This is a genomic window from Halobium salinum (assembly GCF_026586625.1).
GTDB lineage: Archaea > Halobacteriota > Halobacteria > Halobacteriales > Haloferacaceae > Halobium > Halobium salinum.
On sequence record NZ_JAODIW010000006.1, the window covers coordinates 969,499 to 991,865 of the forward strand.

General features: G+C 69.6%; 14 protein-coding genes. 6 read left to right on the forward strand and 8 right to left on the reverse strand.

What is annotated here, in order from left to right:
* Nucleotides 1–49 precede the first annotated feature (49 nt).
* A complete protein-coding gene (locus N5095_RS08230) occupies nucleotides 50–397 on the reverse strand; it encodes a hypothetical protein (RefSeq protein WP_267622287.1) in 348 nt (115 codons plus the stop codon).
* A gap of 256 nt (nucleotides 398–653) precedes the next feature.
* Complete coding sequence (hmgA, locus tag N5095_RS08235; RefSeq protein WP_267622288.1) at nucleotides 654–1,898, reverse strand: hydroxymethylglutaryl-CoA reductase (NADPH); 1,245 nt, start codon at nucleotides 1,896–1,898, stop codon at nucleotides 654–656.
* A gap of 90 nt (nucleotides 1,899–1,988) precedes the next feature.
* Between hmgA and N5095_RS08240 the strand changes: the two genes are divergently transcribed.
* Entirely contained in the window at nucleotides 1,989–3,566 is a 1,578-nt protein-coding gene (locus tag N5095_RS08240; protein WP_267622289.1) for an amidohydrolase, read from the forward strand.
* Nucleotides 3,567–3,700: 134 nt separating this feature from the next.
* Here the strand turns inward: N5095_RS08240 and icd are convergent, their stop codons facing one another.
* Nucleotides 3,701–4,963: an isocitrate dehydrogenase (NADP(+)) gene (icd, locus tag N5095_RS08245; RefSeq protein WP_267622290.1), complete on the reverse strand. Its 1,263-nt coding sequence runs from the start codon at nucleotides 4,961–4,963 to the stop codon at nucleotides 3,701–3,703.
* A 159-nt stretch (nucleotides 4,964–5,122) separates the two neighbouring features.
* Between icd and N5095_RS08250 the strand changes: the two genes are divergently transcribed.
* Both N5095_RS08250 and N5095_RS08255 read left to right on the forward strand, forming a co-directional pair.
* Nucleotides 5,123–5,974 carry an isoaspartyl peptidase/L-asparaginase gene (locus tag N5095_RS08250; protein WP_267622291.1) on the forward strand — a complete coding sequence of 284 codons (852 nt, stop codon included), beginning with the start codon at nucleotides 5,123–5,125 and terminating at the stop codon, nucleotides 5,972–5,974.
* A 374-nt stretch (nucleotides 5,975–6,348) separates the two neighbouring features.
* Nucleotides 6,349–9,672, forward strand: coding sequence for a hypothetical protein (locus N5095_RS08255; protein WP_267622292.1), 3,324 nt, complete (start codon nucleotides 6,349–6,351; stop codon nucleotides 9,670–9,672).
* A 136-nt stretch (nucleotides 9,673–9,808) separates the two neighbouring features.
* On the opposite strand, the gene ppk1 is transcribed toward N5095_RS08255, so the two are convergent.
* The 4 genes from ppk1 to ppc form a co-directional block, all read right to left on the reverse strand.
* Nucleotides 9,809–12,352: a polyphosphate kinase 1 gene (gene ppk1 / locus N5095_RS08260; RefSeq protein ID WP_267622293.1), complete on the reverse strand. Its 2,544-nt coding sequence runs from the start codon at nucleotides 12,350–12,352 to the stop codon at nucleotides 9,809–9,811.
* A 4-nt stretch (nucleotides 12,353–12,356) separates the two neighbouring features.
* On the reverse strand, nucleotides 12,357–13,049 hold the full coding sequence (locus tag N5095_RS08265) for a metallophosphoesterase family protein (RefSeq protein ID WP_267622294.1): 693 nt from the start codon (nucleotides 13,047–13,049) through the stop codon (nucleotides 12,357–12,359).
* A 191-nt stretch (nucleotides 13,050–13,240) separates the two neighbouring features.
* Entirely contained in the window at nucleotides 13,241–13,927 is a 687-nt protein-coding gene (locus N5095_RS08270; RefSeq protein ID WP_267622295.1) for a helix-turn-helix domain-containing protein, read from the reverse strand.
* 156 nt (nucleotides 13,928–14,083) lie between these two features.
* Entirely contained in the window at nucleotides 14,084–16,831 is a 2,748-nt protein-coding gene (ppc, locus tag N5095_RS08275; RefSeq protein WP_267622296.1) for a phosphoenolpyruvate carboxylase, read from the reverse strand.
* A 615-nt stretch (nucleotides 16,832–17,446) separates the two neighbouring features.
* On the opposite strand from ppc, the gene N5095_RS08280 reads away from it, so the two are divergent.
* From N5095_RS08280 to N5095_RS08290, 3 genes are all read left to right on the forward strand, one after another.
* A complete protein-coding gene (locus tag N5095_RS08280) occupies nucleotides 17,447–18,343 on the forward strand; it encodes a ubiquinol-cytochrome c reductase iron-sulfur subunit (protein ID WP_267622297.1) in 897 nt (298 codons plus the stop codon).
* Nucleotides 18,344–18,458: 115 nt separating this feature from the next.
* Complete coding sequence (locus tag N5095_RS08285) at nucleotides 18,459–20,027, forward strand: succinic semialdehyde dehydrogenase (RefSeq protein ID WP_267622298.1); 1,569 nt, start codon at nucleotides 18,459–18,461, stop codon at nucleotides 20,025–20,027.
* On the forward strand, nucleotides 20,015–21,115 hold the full coding sequence (locus N5095_RS08290; protein WP_267622300.1) for an SDR family oxidoreductase: 1,101 nt from the start codon (nucleotides 20,015–20,017) through the stop codon (nucleotides 21,113–21,115). Before N5095_RS08285 ends, N5095_RS08290 begins: the two co-directional genes overlap by 13 nt.
* 66 nt (nucleotides 21,116–21,181) lie before the next feature.
* Here N5095_RS08290 and N5095_RS08295 read toward each other — a convergent pair whose 3' ends face one another.
* Nucleotides 21,182–22,351 (reverse strand): NAD-binding protein, encoded by a 1,170-nt coding sequence (locus tag N5095_RS08295; RefSeq protein ID WP_267622302.1) that lies wholly within the window; start codon nucleotides 22,349–22,351, stop codon nucleotides 21,182–21,184.
* Between the last annotated feature and the right edge of the window lie 16 nt (nucleotides 22,352–22,367).

A 22,367-nucleotide genomic window follows, 5' to 3' on the forward strand; every position in this document is an offset into this window, starting at 1 on the left:
GAACGGAGGGACGCGAAAACGGGAGGTGAGCGAGCGTCGGACGCTCCCCTCATCCAGCCAGCAGCACGGCGACCACGACGCCGCCGTACAGCGCCGTGCCGAGGAAGAGACAGGCGACGGCGGCCCGGTCGAACCCCGGCAGCGACTCGGGCTGGAAGTCCATCGGGTTCGACGAGCCGAACCCGACGAGCGCGCCCGAGGAGGCGGTCTCGATGCCGGTGTCCGAGGTGCCGAACAGCGCGGCGGCGACGGCCGACGACCCGAGGAACAGAACCGTCGCGGCGAGACCGAGTGGGAATCCGGCGACCGACGCCGTTCCCAGGAGTACGACCGCCACGACCGCACCGGCACCGACACCGTACCAGAGGAAGTAGCGGCCGAACAGGGACCAGTCCATGGCTCACTGACGAACCGTCGAGCGCAAAAACGTTGGCCTCGCGGGTGCGAACGTTTACCAACGGTGCGGGGACCACCCCCGACATGACCTGACGAGCGGGCGTGAGTCGGTCGAAGCGGGCGCGCGGTGTGCCGCTCACGGGAGAGATTCACTGCCTGTCAGCTACGCTGTCGAGCCTCGCACTGTCGGCCGTACCCATTTGGAACGCCTCGGCGCCCCGAATACCGAGAAGTTCCAGAACGTGCAACCGACAGTATCAGCGCCCGAGGTCCTCGTGGGCGCTCGAGAGGTGCCGCGAGGCGAGGGCCGAGAGGAGGGAGAGCTCCCCCGCCAGCGACCCGACCGCGACGGCCTCCGCCAGCGCGTCCGCGTTCGAGCCGGCGGGGTCGCCGCCGCCGGCGACGCCGAGCACGGAGAGCCCCTCGTTCTGCGTGGGGAGCTTCGTCCCGCCGCCGACGGTGCCGACTTCGAGGCTCGCGAGCGAGACGGAGGCGTAGAGACCCCCGTCGACGACCTCCATCGTCGTAATCGCGTTCGCGCCCTCGACGACCTGCGCGGCGTCCTGGCCGGTCGCGAGGAACATCGCGGCGACGACGTTGGCGACGTGGGCGTTGAAGCCGAGGCTCGCCGCCTTCGCGGAGCCGACGAGGTTCTTGCGGGTGTTCACCTCCGCAATCGCCTCCGGCGTCGTGTGGAGGCGCTCCTCGACGGTTTCCTGGGGAATCGTCACGTCCGCCGTTACGGAGCGACCGCGCCCCTCGACGGCGTTGACCGCGGCGGGCTTCTTGTCCGAACAGAGGTTCCCCGAGAGCGCGACCAGCGACGCCTCGGTCTCGGCCTCGACCACGTCGGCGGCGGCGCGGGTCGCGATGGTGGCCATGTTCATCCCCATCGCGTCCTTGGTGTCGTACCGGAAGCGGAGGTAGACGGAGTTGCCGACGACGTAGGGGGTCACGTCGAGCAGCTCGCCGTGATTCGTCGTCTCCTCGGCCGCCTCGGCGAGGGCGCCCTCGTTGTCGCGCACCCACGAGACGAGCGCCTCGGCCTCGGCCACGTCGGCGACGCGGAAGACGGGGGCGCGCGTCATCCCGGACTTCGTCACGCGCGCCGCCGACCCGCCGGCGTCGTTCAGCACCGAACAGCCGCGGTTGACGCTCGCCAGCAACGCCCCTTCGGTCGTCGCGAGCGGCAGGTAGCGCTCGCCGTCGAGGGCGGCGCCGTGGATTCGGACGGGGCCGGCGACGCCCAGGGGTACCTGCACGGTGCCGACCATGTTCTCGATGGCGCTATCGGCCTCAGCCGCCGGGAACGCGTAGTCACCGACCGTCCCGAGGTCGGCCCCGGACTGCGTCTCGACCAGCAGGCGCCGGGCCGTCGCCGCGGTGTCGGCGTCGGCGTGGTCTTCGAGTTCGTGGAGTCGGAGTTCGCCGTCGCGGACGCGCTCGGCGAGCGCCTCGGCGTCCTCCGGCGTCTCGGAGTCGGTAGCGGCGTCGTCGCTCATGGCCCGCAGTCGTCGCGGCGGTCGCTAAGGGTTGTCGGTTCACGGGGCGGCATCCCGAACGGTTTTGTCCGCTCCCGCTCCCCTCCCGGTATGACCGCTCCCGCGGACCTCGTGCTGACGAACGCCGAGGTCCACAGCCTGACCGACCCTGATTCGGTTTCGGAGGCCGTCGCCGTCCGCGACGGGCGCATCGTCCGCGTCGGCGACGCCTACGAGGTCGACTTCCTCGTCGGCGTCGAGACCGAGGTCGTGGACCTGGACGGCCGCGTGCTCCTCCCCGGGTTCGTCGACGCCCACACCCACCTGCCGATGACGGGCCGCTCGCTGGTGAACGCCGACCTCTCCGTCGCCGACCGGGGGGCGGCACTCGACGCACTCCGGGAGCGCGCCGCCGAGCTCCGCCGGGGGGACGACGACGGGAGCGGGGACGACGACTGGGTGCTCGGCTTCGGCTACGACGAGAGCACGTGGCGCGAACGCGAGTACCTCACTCGCGACGAGTTGGACGGGGTCGCCGACGACCGCCCGGTCGTCGCGGTGCGTGAGGATATGCACACCGCCTCGTTGAACTCGGTCGCGCTCGAGCGCCTGCTCGACGAGATGCCCGAAGCGGACGTGCAGCGCGAAGGGGGCCGGCCGACCGGCGTCGTCGTCGAGGAGGCCGTCGACGCGGTCTGGGCGGCTATCGAACCGGACCCCGAGCGGACGAGCGAACTCGTTCGCGCCGCCGCCGCCCGCGCGAACGAACTCGGTGTCACCGCCGTCCACGACATGGTGCGGAACTCCCACGCGCCCCGCGTCTACCGCGACCTCGACACGGCGGGCGAACTCCCCCTACGCGTGCGCATCAACTACTGGACGGACCACCTCGACGCCGTCCTCGAGACCGGACTCCGCACCAACGCGGGGAGCGACCGGGTTCGGACGGGCGCCATCAAGTCGTTCACCGACGGCTCCTTCGGCGGCCGGACGGCGAAGCTCTCCGAGCCGTACGCGGACGCCGACGCGGTCGACGACCCGCCCGGTGACGGCTACGGGCAGTGGGTCGTCGACCCCGACGAACTGGACGAACTCGTCGCCCGCGCGGACGACGCCGGCCTCCAGTTCACCGCCCACGCCATCGGCGACGAGGCGGTCGACGCCACGCTTGACGCCTACGCGGACTGCGCCGACCCGGGCGACTCGCGCCACCGCGTCGAGCACGTCGAACTCGCCAGCGACGAGGCGATAGCGCGGTTCGCCGAGACCGGCGTCGTCGCCTCCGTCCAGCCCAACTTCCTCAAGTGGGCCGGCGAGGGCGGGCTGTACGAAGACCGGCTCGGCGACCGCCGGACCGAGACCAACCGGTACCGCGACCTGCTGGACGCCGGCGTCCACCTCGCCTTCGGGAGCGACTGTATGCCGCTCGACCCGCTTCTGGGGGTACACCACGCCGTCAACGCGCCCGCGGAGGGCCAGCGACTGACCGTCACCGAAGCCCTGCGGGCGTACACGCTCGGCGGGTCGTACGCCGGCTTCGACGAGGACCGGACCGGGACGATAGAAGTGGGGAAGTGCGCCGACCTCGTCGCGCTGGAGCGGTCGCCCTGGGCACACGAGGAGTCGATTCGGGACATCGACGTGGCGACGACCGTAGTCGGCGGCGACGTAGTGTACGACGGGCGGTAGGTCCGTTTTCGGCGGTCCGCTGTGTCCACTGGGGCGTTGTGGACGGCGGCGCCGCGGCTCGGGAGAGGAGTCCGAGAAAAGTGCGAACTGCGAACCGCGAAAGCGCTGAGAGCCGCGAAGGTCCCGGAAGCGCTCTACGAGAGTTCGTGGATGTTCTCGACGACGTTCTCGGCGAACTCGCTGGCCTTCAGCTTCTCGCCGCCTTCGATCTGACGCTCCAGGTCGTAGGTGACCTTGCCGGAGGAGATGGACTCCTCGACGGCGTCGCGGATGAGCTTCCCGGCGTCGTCCCAGCCCATGTACTCGAACATGAGGCGGCCCGAGAGGATGAGGGCGGTCGGGTTGGCCTTGTCCTTGCCGGCGTGCTTCGGGGCCGAGCCGTGGACGGGTTCCGCAAGACAGCGGGTCTCGCCGAAGTTCGCGCCGGGCGCGATGCCGAGGCCGCCGATCTGGGCGCCCGCGGCGTCGGACATGTAGTCCCCGTTCAGGTTCATCGTCGCGATGACGTCGTAGTCACCCGTACGCGTGAGGAGCTGCTGGAGCATGTTGTCGGCGATGCGGTCTTTCACGACGAGCGTGCCCTCGGGCTGTTCGCCGTCGTGTTCCTCCCACAGCGTGTCCTCGGTGATGACGTCCTCGCCGTACTCCTCCTCCGCGACTTCGTAGCCCCAGTCCCGGAAGGCGCCCTCGGTGAACTTCATGATGTTGCCCTTGTGGACCAGCGTGACCGAGTCCCGGTCGTTCTCCAGGGCGTAGTCGATGGACTCGCGGACGAGACGCTTCGTCCCGAACTCCGAGATGGGCTTGAGACCGATACCGATGGGACCGTCGTGCATCGTCTCGTCGAAGCCCATCTCCCCCTCGACGAACTCCTTGACCTGCTGGACCTCGTCGGTGCCGGCCTCCCACTCAATGCCGGCGTACACGTCCTCGGTGTTCTCGCGGAAGAACACCATGTCCATCGCGCCGGGGTTCTTGACCGGCGACGGGACGCCGTCGAGGTGGTAGGTCGGTCGGACGTTCGCGTACAGGTCGAGCTTCTGGCGGAGCGCGACGTTCAGCGAACGGAAGCCGGCGCCGACGGGCGTCGTGAGCGGGCCCTTGATGGCGACGTGGAACTCCTTGATGGCCTCGACGGTGTCGTCGGGGAGGTTCTCGTCGTACTTGTCGCGGGCGGACTGGCCGGCGTAGACGCGCATCCACTCGACCGAGCGACCCGTGGCCTCGGCGGCCGCGTCGAGCACCTTCTGAGCGGCCGGACCCACGTCCTGTCCGATCCCGTCGCCGTGAATAATCGGGATGACCGGGTTCTCGGGGACGTTCAGCGTGCCGTCGTCGTTGGCGGTGATCTGCTCGCCGTCCGCGGGGACCTCGACCTTCTCGTACTCGTGGCTCATGAACGATAGCGGGTTTTCCCGGCGCCGTTAAAGGACTGCCGTTTGCGGACGGCAGTGGCAAGATTCGCACGGAGCCGGGGGTGTGAACGCGAGTCGTGGGGGGTGGGTGCACGACCCTGAATCCCGACGCTTATCCCACAGACCGGAGTCCGAGAGAGCATGCAGGTCATCGTCCACGGCGGCGCCGGTAGCGACCCCGACGAACCGGAACCCAGACAGGCCGTCCTCGACGAGGCGGCCCGGGAGGGCACCTCGACGGCGACCCCCCTCGACGCCGTCGAGGCGGCGCTGAACGTCCTCGAAGCCGACGACCGGTTCAACGCCGGCTACGGCGGGGCGGTGCAGGCGGACGGGGTCGTCCGCACCGACGCGGGCGTCATGACGAGCGACCGCTCGGTCGGCGCGGCGGCGTCGATGGCGGGCGTCCGCGACGCCGTCTCCGCGGCCCGCGTCGTCCTCGAGGAGACCCCCCACGTGTTCGTCGCCGGCGACCACGCCGTCGACCTCGCGGCGGACTTCGGCGTCGACACCGGCGTCGACCTCCTGACCGACGAGAGCGAGGCGCGGTGGGCCGACGCCGAGCCGCCGGAGGGAGGGCCGAAGCGGCATCTGCAGTGGCTCCGCGAGGTGTGGGGCGGTCACGACACGGTCGGCGCCGTCGCGCGTTCGGGCGAGGAGTTCGCGGCGGCGACTTCGACCGGCGGGCGCTGGTTCGCGCTCGCGGGGCGTGTCGGCGACGTCCCCCAGGTCGGTTCAGGGTTCTACGCCGCCCCGGCCGGCGCCGCGAGCGCCACGGGGTTCGGCGAGGATATCGCGCGCGTTACCCTCACCCGTCGCGCGGTCCGGCACCTCGAGTCGGGGTGTGACGCACAGCGGGCCGCCGACCGCGCCGTCGCCGAGTTCGCCGAGTTGACCGGCGGCGAGGCCGGCCTCATCGTCCTCGACGCCGACGGCGGCGCCGGGAGCGCGTTCAACAGCGACGGGATGCAGACGGGCGTCGCGCGCGAGTGACCGGTCCCCGCCGTCGGTCGACCTCGGCTAAATGAGGTGTGTTCACACGGTACACTCGGCTCAGATGGATATTCGCCCGTATACGAACGTCCTAAGCGCCGTTTTCGCGGATTCGAGCCGATTCGGGTCACCACCGGCCAGAAGCTTGAAACGTAGTGCAAGAGTGCGAAACAGTCAATCTTTTGAGGTGAACGGTCGGAGATGTTTTATCCGAGACTCGCACAGGCAGGAGTGACGGTTCGCCGCGGGTGACATTCAGGGGGGTTCATCTCTCGTTTCCGTCACGACAGCCCCGGCGAGCTCCGAACGAGAACACCACAGGGCAACTCGCCCGACAGCGGCGGCGCTGTCGAGCACACGCGGAATCTACGGGTATGTCAGGCACCAACGACACACGCGACGGGGAATCGGGGGACGAACAGACCAACTACGGCCGACGGCGGTTCCTCCAGCTGTCCGGCTTCGCGGCCGGGACGGCGGCGCTCGCCGGCGCGGGGAGCGAGTCGGCCGCGGCGGCCGGCCGGACCTGGGACGTCCGGGACGTGATGGCGGCGAACGGGTGGGACGCCGACCGCGCGCTCGACGAGGTCGTCGGCTGGGCGGACCCGGGCGACACCGTCCGATTCCGCGACGGCGAGTACGAGATCTCTCGCAGCCACCACATCGGCAAGTCGCTGACCATCACCGGCACCGACGGCGCCCGCCTCGTCCGGACGACGGAGCACATCGGCATCCGGTTCGTCGGCGACGGTCTCACCGGTGACTGGGCCGAGACGACGGGCGACGTCCCGCGGGGGAGCACCAGCGTCCCCGTGGACGCGAGTGCCCTGAACGTCGCGCCGGGCGACTACGTCCAGATTCGCGCCGGCGACTACCACGACGCGGGGAGCGACGGCGGCACCAACGAGTTCGCCGTCGAGCTCGCCGAGGTGACCGGCGTCGGCTCCGGCGCCATCGAGGTCGCCGAGGGGACGCGCTTCGCCTACGACTCCTGGAACGGGCAGGTCGAGCGCGTCGACCTGCTCGCGGGCCCCCGCATCGAGGGGCTCACGATGGTCGGCGACAACAACGACCCCGATATCGACTACATGTCCCGGCGGGAGTACACCCGCGACATGTTCGAGATGCAGTGGGTTCGCGACGGCGTCTTCGCCGACTCTACCGTCGAGAACTACTTCTCGGCGGGCTTCTACTTCTTCGACTGCAAGAACGTGACGTGGGACAACGTCACGGCGCGCCACGCCCAGAGCAAGGGGCCGGGGAAGGGCGAGCCGCTCAAGGCCGAGCACTGCACCGGCGTGACGGCGCTCTCGACGACGACCGTCGACTGCCGGCGCGGCGTCGACGTGGGACAGGGGACGACCGACGTACTCGTGAAGAACCCGACGGTCCGGGACTGCTCGCTCGTCGGCGTCGGTCAGCACCCGAACACCGACGAGTTCCGGGCCGGGACGGTCCGCATCGAGGGCGGCGACATCGAGACGGTCAGCACCGGCATCTCCCACGCCGACGGCGACACCACGGTCGTCGGCACGCGGGTGACGACGGGGGCGACCGGGCTCGCAATCGAGGGGGCGAACTTCGAGGCCCGCGACGTGACCATCGTCGGCAAGGCCGAGGGCGGGAGCGGTCCCGCGGTGAAGGTCAAAGACGACGCTAGCAACGTCTCCGTGCAGGGGACGGTCCGCGACGAGGGGAACACCTTCCGCAACGCCGCGGTCGTCATCCACCCCGAGGAGGACATCTCGAACCTCGACTTCGACCTCGACATCACCTCGGACAACCGATTCTACGCCTTCGACATGAACGGCGTGACGGTCGCCGACGTGGCCGTCGACGGGGCGCTTCGCTCCTCGCCCGACAACACGGACATCGCGGTCCACGCGACCTACCGTGACAGCGGCGTCATCGACGGGCTGGACTTCGGCGCCGACATCTGGAACCACGGCGGCTCCGGAATCTGTCTCCTCCGCGGGGACGCCGTCCGGCGCGTCCGCGTCCACGACGCCACGCTCGAAGTCGGCGGCGACTACGGCGTCTGGATCGGCTACGACCTCCAGAGCCAGCAGCAGACGCTCGTCGAGAACTGCGTCGTCCGCGGCGCCGAGACGCGCTCGCTCGCCTTCGACGGTGACGGCTCGGTGTACGTCACGGGCAACCAGCTGGACGACGGGATGCGCGCCGCGCGCGGCATCGACGTGTACCGCGAGTCCTACGACTACGGCGGCGGCGACGACGGCTCGTCGGGGTCCGGCTCCGGTGACGGCTCGGACGCGGACGACGGTTCGGGGTCGTCGGGGTCGGGCGGCGACAAGACCCTCGCCGTCGTCGGGACGGGCGACCCCACCGAGTACGAGTTCGTCGTCACGGCGGACCTCGTACGCGGCGACAACACCGAGAGCGGCGACCTCGTCGACGGGGTCGACGCGACCGGGACGGTGCAGTGGCGGTCGGACAACTACCACTTCTCCGGCGACCTGGAGGCGTTCACGGTGCGCTCGGGCGACGAGGACGTCGACATCTGGGTCGAGGGCGCGAAGTACGCCCCGAGTGACTTCCCCGAGGTCGGGTCGTCCGGCTCCTCGGGCTCCGGGTCGGGCGACGCGGGCACGTACGACCGCGAGATGGCTATCGTCGGCACCGGCGACGACGTGTCCTACGACTTCACCGTCAGCGGCGACCTCCGGGCGACCGACAACGTCGAGTCCGGCGACTCGGTGAGCGGCTCCTCCGCCTCCGGGTCGGTGCAGTGGCGCTCGGACAACTACCAGTTCTCCGGCGAGTTCACCGAGTTCACCGCCGACGGACCGGTAGCGGTGTGGATAAACGGCGAGCGGTACGACCCCGTCGACCTCGGCCAGGAGTGGCACACGCTCACCGTCGTCGGCGAGGACGGCGTGGTGGACTACAAGTTCTCCGTCTCCGGCGGCGTGAAGCCGACCGGCACGCTGGAGGACAGCGACACGGTGCTCGACGGCGGCGGCGCCGGCGTCGTCGGCAACGGCTACAGCGACGGGTACACCTTCACCGGCGACCTCACCGACTTCACCGTCACCGAGGGCGACGTGGCCACCGTCAGCGTGCTCGTCGACGGCGAGGCGGTGACGGTCGGCGACGCCGGGTCGGGCGGCTCCGGTGGTTCGGGCGGGTCGACCGACGACGGGAGCTACGACCGCGAACTCTCCGTCGTCGGCACCGGCGAGGACGCGACCTACCGCTTCACCGTCGCCGACGGCGTCGGCCCGACCGACAACACGGAGTCCGGCGACGGCGTGAGCGACACCACCGCCAGCGGGTCGGTGCAGTGGCGCTCCGACAACTACCGCTTCGCCGGCGACATCACGTCCTTCGAAGTCGACGGGCCGGTCGACCTGTGGGTCGACGGCGAGAAGCGCGACCCCGCCGAGTTCGGCGCCGACGACTCGGGCTCCGGCGGCGACGCGGGCACCTACGACCGCGAGATGTCGATTCTCGGGACGGGTGACGACGCGGACTACGACTTCACCGTCTCCGGCGACCTCCGAGCGACCGACAACACGGAGTCGGACGACTCGGTGAGCGGCTCGTCGGGCTCCGGTTCGGTGCGCTGGTACTCCGACAACTACCAGTTCTCGGGCACCGTCACCGACTTCTCGGTCGACGGCCGGGTCGAGGTGTGGATAGACGGCGAGAAGTACGACCCCGCGTACCTCGGCTGAGGACCGGGTCGTCGTTCTCCAGATTCGGTTTTCGGCTCCGCGTTTCCGGGTAGCGTCCCTCGACAGTGGGCACGCCGCGCCTACGGCTCGCCGGTCCGGCGCTCTCGCAGGCGTGAGAACGCGGCCTCGGCGCCGCTCAGGGCTGGCCGTCGGTGAACGTCCCTTCCAGGTCGACGCTGGGTTCGCGAGCCGGCTCGCGGCGGGTGTGCTCCGTGAGCGGCTCTTCCTCCGGCACCGACTCCTTCGCGCGGTGCATCAGCCGGCGGTGGGTGTTGACGACGGGGTCGCCCTCCTCGGGGCGGCACTGTTCGTAGTTTCCGTCCTCGTCCATCACCCAGCGCTTGCGGTTGTCGGAGAGCATCGTGTCGAGGACGAACTCCAGCTCCGCGCGGATGTCGGGGTCCTCGACGGGGGTGACGGCCTCCACGCGCCGGTCGAGGTTCCGCGTCATCCAGTCGGCCGACCCGAGGTAGTACTCGGGGTCGGCCTCGTCGCCGACTTCGCCGGCTTCGCCGGCTTCGTCGGTTGCTTGGGGGGTCTTCGACCCCCCGCCGTTCTCGAAGTAGTAGATGCGCGAGTGTTCGAGGAACCGGCCGACGACGCTCGACACGGAGACGGTGTCGCTCACGCCCTCGATGCCGGGCCTGAGTCGACAGATGCCCCGCACGACGAGGTCGACCTCGACCCCGGCCATCGAGGCCTCGTACAGCTTCTTCACCATCTCCGGGTCCTCGAGGGAGTTCAGCTTCGCGACGATGCGGGCGTCCCGGCCGGCGCGTGCGTGTTCGGCCTCGCGGTCGACGAGCCGGCTGAACCGGTCGCGCATGTTCTCGGGCCCGACGAGCAGCTTGCGGTACTGCTCGTGGAGCGAGTGGCCCGTGAAGTAGTTGAACAGCTTCACCAGGTCCTGACCGATGTCGCGGTCCGCGGTCAGGAGCCCGAGGTCGACGTACGTCTTCGCCGTCTCGGAGTGGTAGTTGCCGGTGGCGACGTGCGAGTACAGCTGGACCTCGTCACCCTCGTCGCGGACGACGAGGGCGGTCTTGCTGTGAGTCTTCAGTCCGATGGTGCCGTAGGCGACGTGGATGCCCTCCTCCTCCAGGCGCTTGACCCAGCGGAGGTTGTTCTCCTCGTCGAAGCGCGCCTTCAGCTCGACCATCACCGCGACCTGCTTCCCGTTCCGGGCGGCCTCGATGAGGCTCTCGATGACCTGCGAGTCGCTCGCGGTCCGGTAGATGGCCGCCTTGATGGCGAGCACGTCCGGGTCGTTGACGGCGGCGTCGAGGAACGTCTGGACCGTGTTGGTGAACGAGTGGTACGGGTGGTGGACGAGCACGTCGCCGCGGCGAATCTCGTCGAACAGCTCGTCGGGGCGGTCGGGGTCGAGGTTCGCAAAGCGCGGGTGGACCTGCGGCGTCCACGGGTCGAGTTTCAGGTCCGCGCGGTCGAGCCCGACGAGGTCGAACAGGTCCTTGTAGTCGAGCAGGCCCGACCGGTCGTACACCTCGGCCTCGTCGACGCCGAGCTGGTCGACGAGCAGTTCCCGCACCTCGGGCGGCATGTCGTCGTCCACCTCTAGGCGGACGACGGTGGCGAACCGGCGCTGGCGGAGCACGTCCTCTATCATCTCGATGAGCCCCTCCGCGACCTCCTCGTTGCGCCGGACCTCGGCGTTGCGCGTCACCCGGAACAGCGAGGTGTCCACGACCTCGACGTTCGGAAAGAGGAGGTCGAGGTTCGCCTCGACGACCTGCTCCAGCGGGACGAGCGTCGCCGACTCCCGCCCCTCGACGCGCGCACCCGGGTCGTCGGCGTCGACGAACCGCGGGCGGTTCTTCGGAATCTTCACCCGCGAGAACTTCGTCTCGTCGGGCTCGCCGTCGCCGTCCTCGTCGCCTCGCGTCAACACCGCGAGCGAGAGCGAGAGGTTCGAGATGAACGGGAACGGGTGCGCGGGGTCGAAGGTGAGGGGGGTCAGCGTCGGCAGCACCGAGGACTCGAAGTACTCTCTGAGCGCCGCCCGCTGGTCGTCGTCCACCGCGTCGTGGTCGACGATGCGAACCCCCGCCTCGGCGAGCGCCGGCCGCACGGCGTTCTCGAAGCAGTCCGCCTGGTCGCGGAACAGTCCGCGGCTCTCCTCCAGAATCTCGGCCCACTGCTCCTCGGGCGTCCGGCCGTCGGGCGTCAGCTCGGTGACCCCGGCGTCCATCTGCTGTTTCAGCCCCCCCACCCGCTTCATGAAGAACTCGTCCATGTTCTGAGTGAAGATGGCGAGAAACTTCGTGCGCTCGAGCAGGGGGTTTCGCTCGTCGAGCGCCTCGTGGAGCACCCGCCGCTGGAAGGCGAGTTCGCTCAGCTCGCGGTTGAGGTAGTATCGTGGGTCGTCGAGGTCGACGGGCTCGTCGTCGACAGTGTCGGTGTCGACGTGCTCGTTGTCGACGATGTCGGTGTCGACGGGGGCGTCGTCGGTGTCGGTGGCGGCGGGTTCGGGCTCGGTGGCTCCGTCGCCGCCGTTCGAATCGACGGCGTCGGCGTCGACCGGTTCCGTTCTCGACTCCGTCTCGGCAGGGGACGACTCCGACTCCGTCTCGGAGGCGTCACCCCCGTCCGGCTCCGTCCGGTCGTCGGCTCCGTCCGTCGACTCGCCGCTCATGTCGTCGGGAAGGTGCCCGTCGCTCATGAACCTACGCCAGCGGCGCCGGCGCGATGAACTTCTCGGGGTCGCGGTGTTCGACCGTGCGGTCGGTGTCGACGGTCACGAGTTCGTCCCGGCGCCAGTCGTAGGCGGTGAGCTCCCCGCCGTAGACGCAGCCGGTGTCGAGGCCGACGGCGTACTCGCGGACGACCGGCTCCTCGAGGACGGTGTGGCCGAAGAAGACGCGGTCGGGCCCGTCGTAGCGGTCGAACCAGAACGGCGGCTGGTAGCTGGCGTCGGGCACCATCGACCGGACGTTCTGGAGGTCGTCGACGGTGTGCTCGTCGAGCGGCTTTCGCGGGTCGACGCCGGCGTGGGTGACGAGCGTTCCTTCCCAAGAGATGGCGACCGGGAGCGAAGCGAGCCACTCCTTGTCGGCCTCCGTGAGGTCGTCCGGGTCCTTGTTCCCGCGGAGAATCTTCTCCTCGTTGTTGCCGCGGACGCTGAGCATGTTGTCCGCGGAGCGCACGAGGTCGACGACGCCGTGGTTGTCCGGGCCCTTCCGGACGAGGTCGCCGACGAAGACGACCAAGTCGTCCGCTCCGGGGTCGAGGTCGTCGAGTAGCGCCTCGAGCTCCCGCAGACAGCCGTGTACGTCGCCGACGACGTACACGTCGTTCCACTCGTCGATGTCGACGCGTCGGTGGTAGGCTTCGATGTCGTCGCTGAAACGAGGAGTCATGCTGTGCTGTCGATAGGTGACGTGCTCGAGCCGGATAAACCGTTGCTAAGAGGGTTCCCGACCGCTATATAGACGTAGGGAGCGATATTCAGGTCCACGCCGGCAGGGGGGCGCGTCGGGCACCACGGCCGGCCTCACCGTCGCCTCGGCTCACCCCTACTCGGCCCACCGCCACCCGCCGTCAGTTGGCGTCACTCGCCGGTCTCCGACGCTGCTTCCCCGTCGTCGTCCGTGCCCGACTGGAGGGTGTGTTCGACCAGGGTCTTCATCCCCCGTCGCAGTCGCTGTGAAGCGGCCGTATCGGAGACGCCCAGGCTCGCTCCCAGCTCCTGGAGGTCGGCCTTCCGGGGGACCTCGAGGTAGCCAGCCCGCACCGCTTCGAGGAGCGCATCGCGCTGTGGCTCGGTCAGGCCGTACTCCTGGCGCCCGTGCTCGGTCGTGCGTTCCTCGTACAGGCGTCGGACCGTCGGGTCTGTGCCCTTGGCCCTGCAGGCGTCGAAGAAACGGTCGACCGCACCGCGGGTCGGGAATTTCACGCGGAACTCCCACCCCCGGTCGGTGCCGACGAGTTTCTGGACGATGCCGCCGACCTCGACGAGGTGTCGGTAGACGCTGGCGTCGACGCCATCGCTTCCGAGTTCGACCTGGAACAGCCGGCGGTTGCCGACGTCGGTGAGGGGTTCGACACGCAGCACCGTGGGGTCCGATGCGAGGTCGGCACCGAAGGCGTCGAGGTCGCCACCGGTCGCCCACACGAGCGCCCGGAGACGGTCGCCGTCGACGGCGTTCGAGCGCTCCCACTCGACGGTCGTCTCCGGGTTCCGGGCGAACGACTGCTCGAAGATGGTCGGGTCGGTTCGGAACTCGACGATGATCATGGTTCGGTCGCCCAGCCGCTCACCTCCCTTCGGGACCGCACGACCTGGCTCCCCGGCGAACGTGGCTTTTTCATTACATTAATCATGTAGTTGGTGTCGCGAGTGCGGGACATGAAGCTTGTGCCTCGGGGTCCCGACGCCCCTCGACGCACGGACTTAGCCGGTGTTCTTCATCCCCGCGGCGATACCCTTCACCGTGAGCCGGAGCGTCCGCTCCTCTTCGGGGGTCCGGTGAGTCTGTCCGAGCAGATGGGTCTGGAGCAGGTTCAGCGGGTCGACGTACGGGTTGCGCCGGCGGAGGCTCTCACCGAGCCACTCGCGCTTGAGGAGCCGGCGGCGGCCGCTGACCGAGAGGACGCGCTCGACGGCGGTCTCGTACTCGTCGCGGATGCGCGGGAAGAACCGCTCGCGCAACTCCTCGGGGGCGAGCGCGGCGTACTCCTCGGCGATCTCCATCTCGGTCCGCGCCAGCGACAGCGCGGCGTTGTCGAGCGTGGTGCGGAAGAAGGGCCACCCCTCGTACATCTCCTTCAGGGTCTCCTCGTCGCCGCCGCCGTCGAGGTAGGCCTCCATCCCGGACGCCAGGGAGTACCACCCCGGGAGGATACAGCGGGACTGCGTCCACGAGAACACCCACGGGATGGCCCGGAGGTCCTCGACCGTGCGCTCGCCGGAGCGCGAGGCCGGCCGGGAGCCGAGGTTGAGGTCCTCGATGACGGTGATGGGCGTCGCCTGCTCGAAGTAGGGGACGAACCCCTCCGTGTTCAGTAGGTCCCGGTACTCCGAGCGGGCGGCCTCCGCCATCGTCTCCATCGCGTCGGTCCACTCCTCGGGAACGGACTCGCCGTGCTCCCGAATCGAGCGGTAGCGCGCTCGAATCTGGGCGTCCAGCATCTGTTCGAGGTTACGCTCCGCGATGCGTGGGTTCGCGTACTTCTCGGCGATGGCCTCCCCCTGCTCGGTGAACTTGATCTGGCCCGTCACCGTCTCGCTGGGCAGCGCGAGCATCGCCTCGTTCATCGGCCCGCCGCCGCGGGAGATGGAGCCGCCGCGGCCGTGGAACAGCCGCATCGTCACGTCGTGGTCGTCACAGATGTCCGCCAGGCGGCGCTGGTTCTTGTGGAGGTCCCAGCCGGCCGCGAGCGGGCCGTTCTCCTTGTTCGAGTCGGAGTAGCCGAGCATTATCTCCTGGACGCCGTTCCTGGCCTCCAGCGCGGCGGCGTACGCCTCGTTCTCGAACAGGTCGCCCATGATGCGACGGGCGCCCTTCAGCGCGCGCTCGGTCTCGAGCAGGGGCACCACGTCGATGCCGCAGTGCTCCGGCAGGGAGACGACACCGGCCTGGTCGGCGAGGAACAGCACTTCGAGCACGTGGCTCGGCTCGTCCGTCATCGAGATGCAGTAGGTGTCGATGGCGGCGACGCCGTACTCGCGCTGCCACTCGCCGAGGTTGGCGAACAGCTCACAGACGCGGCCGGCAGTGTCCGACACGTCGCCCGGCTCCTCGATGTCGAACACGGGCTCGTCCTGCAGAATCGCCTCCGTGAGAAAGTCGACGCGCTCCGCCTCGTCCATCGCGCGGTAGTCCACGTCCTCGCCCTCCAGCGCCTCGGCGATGGCGAGGGTGTGGTTCTCCTGGTGGTCGCGGAGGTCGAGGCTCGCGAGCGCGAAGCCGAACGTGTCGACCTGCCGAATCAGCGGGCTGAGGTAGGTGTCGACGACGTTGCCGGCGCCGTTCCCCCGGAGGCTCGACGCCAGCGCCTCCAGGTCGTCGATGAGTTCGCCGTGGTCGGCGTAGCCGCCGGGGCGCACGTCCTCGACGCGCTCGACGCGCTCGCGCATCAGTTTGAGCTTCTGACGGTACGGCTCGTCCGGGTAGCGTTCCGCGGCCGACTCGGCGACGGCCGGGAGCCGGTCGCGGTCGGCGGCCAGCGAGTCCTCGAAGGCGTCGCCCACGTCGAGGCGCTCGCCGTCCTGACTCAGCACGCCCGAGAGACGCTTCAGGGCGGTGCGGTACTTCTCCAGGACGACCGAGCGCTGGCGGGCGAGCGTGTCGTCGGTCACTTCCGGGGTGACGTACGGGTTGCCGTCGCGGTCGCTGCCGGCCCACGAGCGGAACTCGAACAGCTTGGGCACGTCGACCTCCGGATACTCCTCGGCGACTATCTCCTCTAACTCCTTGTACACCTCGCCGACCACGTCGAACAGGGTGTTCTCGAGGTACCACTGGACGTTCCGGGCTTCGTCCTGTGGCTCCGGTCGGCGGTTCCGCACTTGGGGGGTCTGCCAGAGGCTCGTCACCTCGGCGTCGACGGCGTCCCAGACGTGCCCGGACTCCCGGTCGGTGAGCCGACGCTCGTCGAGGGTCTCGACGTGCTCGGCGATGGAGCGGAGCTTCGCCTTCACCGTCTTCCGGCGTGCCTCCGTCGGGTGGGCGGTGAACGTCGGCTCGACGAGCGTGTCGTCGAGTAACTGCTGGACGACCTCGGCGTCGACGTGGCCGTCTTCGCGCTCCGGCGGGAGCGAGTCGGCGTCCTCGTCGTCCCCGACCCCCTCGCCGGCGAGGTCGGCGACGGTCTTGTCGAGGCTGTCGGCGAGCGTCCCCTCCTGTGAGGCCCGCCGCACCGCCCGCACCCGCTCGCGCTCCTCGGCGAGGTTGATGAGTTCGAAGTAGGAGGTGAACGCGCGGGCGACGACGGTCTCGTCGTCGGGGTCGAGCCCGTCGAGCACCTCGTGGAGCGGGTCGCGCGACGGCGCGGAGCCCTCGCGGTAGGCGATGGCGGCCGTCCGGAGCTCCTCGACCGTCTCGAAGTCGGCCGTCGAGGTCTGTTCTTCGAGTACGTCCCCCAGCAACGCACCCAGTTCACGGACGTCCTGTCGGACCGTCCGGTTGTGGAGTTGCATAGTCGTGCGTACGGATGGCACGGGCTAAAAACGAGGTATCCTTCGAAGTATTGCCTCGGGTGTGAGTCAATAATGATAGACGACGGGCGATAGACGGGGGACGGTGGGCGCGTCGGGTGGCCCGACGGGTGGCTGAGTCCGTCCGGCGCCGACACGACACCGACGTGGCGCCGGCGGAGCCCGTGGCGGCGGGTGTGGCGACCGATGGGGCGGTCGCCCGACGCAGTTCGGATGACAGGCTGTGGTCCGTGGCTGGCGGACCGGCGGGACGACGGTCGGTGACCGACGGCGAAGCGGTCTCTGTAGACCCGCCAGTGCAGGGAGGGGGACACGGGGTGAAGAAGGTCGCTAAGAGCGAACTATAGCGCTCCGGAGGACTGGTGACGGATCCGGACCGCCGCGCTCGCCGCCGACCGGCCGCCTCGGCGACCACCGCGCCCGACCCGCCGTCGGAGCGGATGGCGCCGTCGCCGGGGCCGCGACGCCGTGACGCCGGTCCTCCGGTCCACGTGAGCGGCCGAGGCTACCGAAATCGGCCGTGCTCGCCCCGAACGCCGGTCGAAGGTGGCCGGGGGTTTCGTCACCCTTTTTACCGGGCGCTCCCAGGTTCCGGACATGAGCGACAACGACGACAAGTATCCCGCCGAGTCCGGCCGTCGGCGGTTCGTCAAGGGCGTCGTCGGGGGGTCGGCGCTCGCGGGGGTCGGTGCCACCGGGACCGCCGCCATGAACAGCATCACCATGTCCACCGGACAGGGTGGTGGGACCACGCGGGCGATGGCCATCGAGAACACCGCCGGGCCGGCCCCGCGCGGGATGCCGATGATCCCCATCGAAATCGAGTCCAACGGGGACCTCCGCGGCGTCTTCCCCGAGTGGGAGGAGATTACGGAGGGCGGACTCACGTCGCAGATCGCCCGCGTCGAGGACTTCAAAGGGACCGGCAAGCAGTACTCCGCCGAGTGGTTCCAGTACTGCGGGGTCCAGTCCTACCAGGGGCTCTCCCCGGACTACGAGGGCGACAACCTCTTTCGAGCGGACTCCGGCACCGCCTACGACTGGCAGTCCGACGCGGTCAGCGAGGGCGACCCGCTGAACGTGAGCATGTTCGACGACTACGGGAGCTACGACACCGGCATCGGCGCCGGCGGCCTCGGGAAACCGGCGACCGGGACGTGGCGCTCACAGGACACCGAGTCCACGATGCCCATCCAGGTCATCCGCAGCCCGCACATCGAGGAGCTCGCACAGACGGGGAGCACCACCGTCCTCGGCCAGACGTTCGAGGCCACCGGGGACATCCAGAGCTGGATTCAGGCCGCCTGTCCGCAGGGGTTCATCGCGTGGCTCAACAAGTGCACCCACTTCTGTTGTGTCCCGGGGTGGAAACAGCTCGCCGGCTCGGCGACGTTCAACGCCGAGAACGCGGTGTACTGTCAGTGCCACCAGTCGGTGTACCAGCCGTTCAGCGTCACGGAGACGCTGTTCACCGCACTCCCCCGGCCCCAGTAGCGGTTCCACGCGTCGCCGCGGCGGCTCGACGTTTCGAAACCCGACCGTTCTCCGCACCGTCTTCGACCCTCGTCCCGGCGGGAGGATTCAACACCTCCCCGGCCGACGGACCGGTATGAACCCCGAGTCGTTACCGTCCACGACCTCCCGCGACCGCCTGCGGGACCTCGCGGCCACCGTCGACACCGACGCCGACGACACCCTCGAAGTCGAAGCCCCCGCTACCGGCGAGGTCGTCGGCGAGGTACCGGCCTGTACCGCCGCCGACCTCGACCGCGCGGTCGAGCGCGCTCGCGAGGCGCGCCGCGAATGGACAGACCGGTCCGCCCGCGCCCGGGCGGCCGTCCTCGAACGCTTCCACGACCGACTGCTCGACCGACGCGAGGAGGCGCTCGACCTCGTCCAGCTAGAGAGCGGGAAAGCCCGGATGGACGCCATGTCCGAGGTGCTCGACGTGGCGAACACCGCCCGATACTACGCGAACGAGGCCGAGTCGACCCTCGAGTCGGAGGACCGAGCACCCGCCGTCCCGGGAGCGACCCGAACCCGCGTCCACCACCGTCCGGTCGGCGTCGTCGGCGCCATCTCGCCGTGGAACTACCCGCTCACGCTCGCGGTCTCGGACCTCCTCCCGGCGCTGCTCGCCGGCAACGCCGTCCTCCTCAAACCCGACGAGGAGACGCCGTACACCGCGCTGTGGGTGGCCGACCTCCTCCGGGGCTGTGGGCTCCCCGAGGGACTGTTCCCCGTCGTCACCGGCGAGGGGCCCGAACTCGGCCCCGCGCTCGTGGAGGCCGTCGACTTCGTCCAGTTCACCGGGTCGACCGCGGTCGGCAAGGAGGTGGCCGAGCGGGCCGGCCGGGAGCTGACCCCCGCCTCGATGGAACTCGGCGGCAAGAACCCCCTGCTCGTCCTCGCCGACGCCGACGTGGAGAAGACCGCCTCGGGGGCCGTCACGGCCTGCTTCTCGAACGCCGGTCAGCTCTGTATCGCCGCCGAACGCCTCTACGTCCACACCGACGTGTACGACGACTTTCTCGACGCCTTCGTCGGCGCGACCCGCGACCTCGACCTCGGCGTCGGCTACGACTACGACGCCGAGATGGGGTCGTTGCAGAACGCAGACCAGCTCTCGAAGACCCGTGAGCACCTCGACGACGCCGTAGAGAAGGGTGCCGAGGTCCTGACCGGCGGTCGCGAGCGGCCCGACGTGGGACCGTACGTCCACGAACCGACCGTCCTCACGGGCGTCACCGAGGAGATGACGCTGTACCGCGAGGAGACGTTCGGCCCCCTCGTCGCCGTCTACGAGGTCGACGACGTGAAGGAGGCGGTCCGACGCGCCAACGACTCCCCCTACGGGCTCAACGGGAGCGTCTGGACCGAGGACGAACGGCTCGGCGAGCATGTCGCCGAGCATCTGGAGTGCGGGACGGTGAACGTCAACGACGCCTACCTCGCGACGTGGGGCGCCGTCGACGCGCCGATGGGCGGGATGAACGACTCGGGGCTGGGCCGACGCCACGGCCCCGAGGGGCTGTTGAAGTTCACCGAGAGTCAGACCGTCGCCGTCAACGACGGTCCCGTCCTCGGCGGGTCGCCGAGTGGGTTCCCCGGGGCGTGGTGGGAGCGCGGGATGACCGCGTACCTCCGGGCCCGCCGGAAACTGGGGTGGTCGAAGTGACGACCGTCTTCCTCACCGGCTTCCCCGGCTTTCTGGGGTCGGCCCTGCTCGGCCGCCTGCTCGACCGCTACGACGACGAGGTCGAGTTGGCGTGTCTCGTGCAGTCGAAGTACCGCGACGACGCCGAGGACAGAGCGAGGAGTATCGCCGGCGACGACTGGGACGAGCGCATCGCGCTGTACGAGGGCGACATCACGGAGGGCGACCTCGGCCTCGACCCCGACGAGTACGCGGACCTCGAACTCGACACCGTCGAGGTGTACCACCTCGCCGCCGTCTACGACGTGGGGGTGAGCGAGGCGGTCGGAAAGCGCGTCAACGTCGACGGAACCCGCCACGTGTTGCACTTCGCCGAGAACTGCCCCGACCTGCGGCGCTTCCAGTACGTCTCGACGTGCTACGTCTCCGGCCGCTACGACGGGCTGTTCACCGAGTCGATGCTCGAAGAGGCCGGCCCGTTCCACAACCACTACGAGTCGTCGAAACACGAGGCGGAGGTCCTCGTCCGCGAGGCGATGGACGAAGGGCTCCCCGCAACCGTCTACCGGCCGGCCATCACCGTCGGCGACAGCGAGACCGGCGAGACCCAGAAGTACGACGGCCCGTACTACGTGCTCCAACTCCTCCTGCGGCAGGGCGACTACGCGCTCACCCCGGCGATGCTCGGCTCCTCGGGCGTCGAGGTGAACGTCGTCCCCCGGGACTTCGTGGTCGACGCCATCGACGAACTGAGCGCGATGGAGCGCTCGGAAGGTGTCACCTATCAGTTGGCAGACCCCGCGCCCGCCACGGCGAGCAAGCTCCTCCGGCTGTTCGCCGACGCCGCGGACACCACGCCTGTCCCGGTGCCGATGACCCGCGGGCTGGCGAAAGGGGCGTTCCACCGGGTGCCCGAACTTCGCGAGCGCGTGGCCGTCGAGCCCGCCACGCTGGACTACTTCACGCATCCGACGCGCTACACCTGCGCGAACACGGTGCGTGACCTGCGGGGGACGGACGTCGAGTGTCCACCTATCGAGACCTACGCGGCGACGCTGGTCGAGTTCATGCGGGCGAACCCCGACATCGACCCCGACGCGATGACCTGAGGCGGTCGCCCGCCGGCCGCCGCGGCCGCCGTGCTCGGTGCGGCCGTCGCGGTCGCCGCGGTCGCCTCACCGGTCGTCGCGGTCGTCGCCGCCGTCGCCGGCCAACTCGTCGGCGATGCGCTCGGTGTCGTCGTCGCCGAGCGCGGACTCGGCGAGCAGGTGACCGCCGATGGTGGCCGGGCTGATGACGCTGTCGGCGCCGGCCCGGCGGAGCTTCTCGACGTTCTCGCGGTTGGTCGCGGCGGCGACGATTCGAACGTCGGGGTTGAGCTCCCGGGCGGTCAGGATGGTGAGTGCGTCCTGAGCGTCGTCGTTGGTCGCGACCACGACCGCGCGGGCCTCCGAAATCTTGGCGCGGTGGAGCGGCTCGTCGTCGCTCGGGTCGGCGGCGAACGCGTCGACGCCGCGCTCGCCGAGGTGGCGGACCTTCTCCGCGTCCTCGGTGACGACGAGAAACGGGATGGCGTCGTCGAGGAGTTCTTCGAGTATCGGTTCCGTGAGGTCCCCGTAGCCGAGCACGAGGACGTGATTCTCCAGCAAGTCGAGTTGTGAGTCGGTCATACCTCCGAGTACCTTGGTGAGTCGGGCTTCGATGGCGGGCGTCAAGAGGACACCGAGGGCGACGGCGAACGACGCGACGGAGACGACGAGCACGCTCGCGGCGAACAGCTTCGCCCCCGGGGTCGCCGGCGTGATGTCGCCGTACCCAACGGTGCTGGCCGTGACGAGCGTGAACCAGAAGGCGTCCACGAGGTTGTCCACGCCGGGAAAGTCCTCGCGCAGGGCGAACGTCCCGACCGTGCCGTACGCCTGAGCGCCGACGATGGCGACGAGCGCGGCCAGCTGCGTCGGCGTCAGGTCGAGGTCGCGGTCGAAGCGCCGGTAGTTGAGTAGCGTGACGACCAGGCCGACCAGCGACAGCACGACCAGCGGGAAGGAGTACGGACTGGACTGCAACAGCCCCTGTGCCGCCGTCAGGGGGAGCAACACGACGGCCATGTACCAGCCGGCCCGGTAGCCGCCGCGGAGCGCGTACACGCCGGTCAAGAGGAGGAACCCCGTCAGCGTCCCGGTGAACCCGACGGTGTCCCGAACGACCGGCGGGACGAACTCGGCGAGCGGGCCGCTCGCGGTCGTCGTGATGGCGACGACGCCCGTCACGACCGACAGCACCGCGGCGACGGCTGTGAACAACACCGTCGCCCGCGCGCCGAGCCACTCCCGACTGACTTCCATACCGTCCGCTGGTCGC